This is a genomic window from Fibrobacter sp., assembly GCA_024398965.1.
Taxonomy (GTDB): domain Bacteria; phylum Fibrobacterota; class Fibrobacteria; order Fibrobacterales; family Fibrobacteraceae; genus Fibrobacter.
In genome coordinates this window covers 1-3354 of the sequence record JAKSIF010000102.1, presented here as the reverse complement: position 1 = coordinate 3354, position 3354 = coordinate 1, and the positions used below count along the sequence as shown (strand labels likewise).

Annotated in this window: 4 protein-coding genes; 3 read left to right on the top strand and 1 reads right to left on the bottom strand. The window is 49.9% G+C overall.

Annotation, left to right across the window (positions count from 1 at the left end; all coding sequences use genetic code 11):
- Window positions 1-187 precede the first annotated feature (187 nt).
- The gene (locus MJZ26_14725; protein MCQ2107030.1) at window positions 188-1285 is read right to left on the bottom strand and encodes a DUF1343 domain-containing protein; all 1098 of its coding nucleotides are present in this window, start codon (window positions 1283-1285) and stop codon (window positions 188-190) included.
- Between the two features lie 195 nt (window positions 1286-1480).
- Between MJZ26_14725 and ssb the strand changes: the two genes are divergently transcribed.
- The 3 genes from ssb to MJZ26_14710 form a co-directional block, all read left to right on the top strand.
- On the top strand, window positions 1481-1969 hold the full coding sequence (gene ssb / locus MJZ26_14720; protein MCQ2107029.1) for a single-stranded DNA-binding protein: 489 nt from the start codon (window positions 1481-1483) through the stop codon (window positions 1967-1969).
- Between the two features lie 6 nt (window positions 1970-1975).
- The gene (locus MJZ26_14715) at window positions 1976-2926 is read left to right on the top strand and encodes a hypothetical protein (GenBank protein MCQ2107028.1); all 951 of its coding nucleotides are present in this window, start codon (window positions 1976-1978) and stop codon (window positions 2924-2926) included.
- Window positions 2927-2936: 10 nt separating this feature from the next.
- A partial coding sequence (locus MJZ26_14710; protein MCQ2107027.1) for an aspartate-semialdehyde dehydrogenase occupies window positions 2937-3354 on the top strand: 418 nt, incomplete at its 3' end.

Below are 3354 nucleotides of genomic sequence, written 5' to 3'. Positions count from 1 at the left end.
CTCGCTCCGCCCTCCAGGCTAACGCCGACAAGGTGCAGGAACTTGCAGCAAAGCTCCCCTACATGAACTTCCTCAAGTAGTTGAAATCCACTTTCGGAATTCGCCGCGGACAACCTCCGCGAAAACCAAAATTGAAAAAGCCCGGGTCAAACGACTCGGGTTTTTCTTTTTGATTTATTCAAGTCAATTAAATCGAACTTTCAATAAATTCCTTACGGAAGGTTCCGTTGCCCAGCAGAATGTCGATAGGCAGTTTGTGGAATTCGTATTCGTAAGGCGGCTGCTTCCAGGCGAAATCCTTCGGGTATTCGTTGAAGATGTACTGCAGAAGCTTAATGGCCATGTCGAAACTGCGGAACTTGTCGCGATCCAGAACGTGAATCTGGGCGCCACCACAAATCTGGCCTGCACCCTTGTGGAAGGTGGGCTGGAAGTAGTTCTCGCGGAAATAGACGCCAGGCAACTTCAGGCCGTTCATATACTTGCAAAGCTTGACCGCATCGATAAACGGTGCACCAAAGATTTCGAAGGGACGAGTAGTGCCGCGGCCTTCGCTGACGTTGGTGGCTTCGAACAAACACATGCCAGGATAGACGATAGCGGTATCCAAGGTGGGCATGTTGGGGCTAGGCAAAATCCAGGGAAGACCGGTCTGGTCGTACCACATCTTCTTGTCGTAGCCTTCCATGTGCATCACGTAAAGTTCGCACTTGGGGAAGCATTCGGCCTTGAACTGTTCAGCCAGTTCGCCGATGGTCTTTGCATGACGGGTACGGATGCTATGAAGGCCCACAAAACTTGTGTAGTTCAGGTCCAGCACCGGGCCTTCTTCGTCCACGCAGTTAATGGGGTTCGGGCGATCCACAACCACAACGGGAATGCCCAGCTTTTCGCAAGCCTTCATGCACAAGTAAAGAGTCCAGATGAAGGTGTAGTAACGGGCGCCCACATCCTGCAAGTCCACCAAAAGAGCATCCACATGAGAAAGCATTTCCGGGGTGGGTTCGCGATGTTCACCATACAGGCTATAAACGGGAATATGGAGTTCCGGATCTTCGTAACCTTCCCATTCAATCATGTTGTCCTGGGTGTGGCCCTTGATGCCATGCTGGGGTCCAAACAATGCAGACAACTTAAACAACTTGCCGTCATAGGACTTGAGAAGGTCCAGTGTGTAGCTCAGGTCTGCACAAACAGAAGCGGGATGAAGGACTGCACCAAGGCGCTTGCCACGCAGGGCGGCGGGGAAAGTCTTTTCGAAATTAGAGAGTGCGAGAGTAACCATATAATTAATTGATAATTGATGATTGATAATTGATGATTATTTTTTCTTTCAAGATAGATATTTGCTAAAAAAAATGTCAACAACTGTTTGCAAAACAAGCTTTAATGCCCAACATCCTCCAAATTGACACTTTTATGACATCCAAATTTTTTATCTTTATCCCGTAACAAAAATTAAAAACAGGAATCATATTTTATGGCATATTTAAACAAAGTGATGCTTATTGGTAACCTCGGCAAGGATCCGGAATATCGCAAGAGCCAGGTCGGCGGACGTTCTCGCGTCTCCTTCTCTCTCGCAACTTCCCGCCGCTACCGCGACAACAATGGTGAACAGAAGGAACAGACCGACTGGCACAACATCGTTGGCTGGGGCAAGGTCGCCGACACCATGGAACAGCTTGGCGTCCACAAGGGCATGACTCTCTATGTTGAAGGTTCTCTCACCAACCGTAGCTGGACCGACCAGACCACCGGTCAGAAGCGTTATGCTACCGAAGTCAGCCTCGACACCTTCCAGCTTCTGACCCCCCGCGGCCAGAACGGCGGCAACTTCCAGCAGGGCGGATTCAACCAGAGCGCCAACTACAGCCAGAACAACTCTTACAACCAGAACAACAACTTCCAGCAGGGCGGAGCCTTTGACGGCACCACTCAGGAAGTTGACGAAGAAATGCCGTTCTAATAGAGAATGTCTCAGCAAATCGCAGAAATAGCATTAATGTTCATCCTCCCACTGGGGATTACCTTTACGGCAATCCTCCAGTCGGCAGCAGCAGAAACACGCACCCAGAAACTGGCCGGCGTGGTTTTGTCTGTTTTGATTGTGGCCATGGACTGCATTTTCTACTTTGCGAAAAATTCATTCGTAACATACAACTGCGATGGCGGGCTTCTGCTCACCTTCGCAAGCCTACTGTTTCTATTCGTCATCTACGCTATCAAAAGCGAAGACCTCGCTACCAAGACGGGGAATATTTTCCTTTCCGTGTTCATGTTTGCAGGATTCCTAGGCATCGCCTACTGGGATCGTCCTACGTTCATCCCAACCTCTGAATACAACCCAGCGGAAATCGCTGCAATGAACGCCAAGTACCAGGACTATATTGCAGCATTCGCCCGAGGCGAAGGTGGAAAGATTCTTCCCGCCCCAAAGGCAGAGGTCAAAAAAAAGGACCACGGAAACAAGCCTGTTATCGAAGGCGAAGCTCAGCTTAGCAGACTAGAGGACTACCTAGTCGATGCCGAGACTGTCATCAAGCGCATGCGGGATGTCGTAACGTCCATCAACGAGTTCGAGCCTCTTGCCGCAAACATTAACGAGGCCGAACGAGAAACACGTAGCAGACAGGCCCTTGCTATCAATAACACAGCTACTGCATTGAACAGAAAGGTCTTGGGCTTATTCCATCCCCATGAATCCAGCGAGGCACATTCCGAGCTTATCAAAGCTAGCGAAAGCGTTCGACTTGCCGCCTACTCCCTGTATAACTACACCCTTGTAGAGAATCCCGAGGAGCAACAAGCTCAGCATGAGCAGGCACAAAAGCAAATCAGCCAGATGAATGCGGCCCTGAACCGATTCTGGAAAGATATCGAGAATTTAAAATCAAACAATAACAATCAAACCGAAGAACAATAAAGGTTAAAAAATGATTCGTAACGTAGCCATCATGGGCGCCACCGGTGCCGTAGGCCAGGAACTGCTTTCCATTTTGGAACAGCGCAACTTCCCTCTTCAGAACCTCAAGCTCCTCGCTTCCGAACGCAGTGTCGGCAAGGAATACACCTTCAAGGGTGAAAAGCTCAAGGTCGAACTGACTTGCGCAGACGCTTTCAAGGGCGTGGACCTGGTCCTTTCCTCTGCAGGTGCCGCAGTCTCCAAGGAATTCGCTCCCATCGCAGTTGAAAACGGCGCTGTAGTTGTGGACAACACCAGCTACTTCCGTATGATGGACAATGTTCCCCTGGTCGTTCCCGAAGTGAACGCTTGCGACATTCCTCTCCACAAGGCTGAAAACGGCGGTTGCGGCATTATCGCAAACCCCAACTGCACCACCATTATGATGG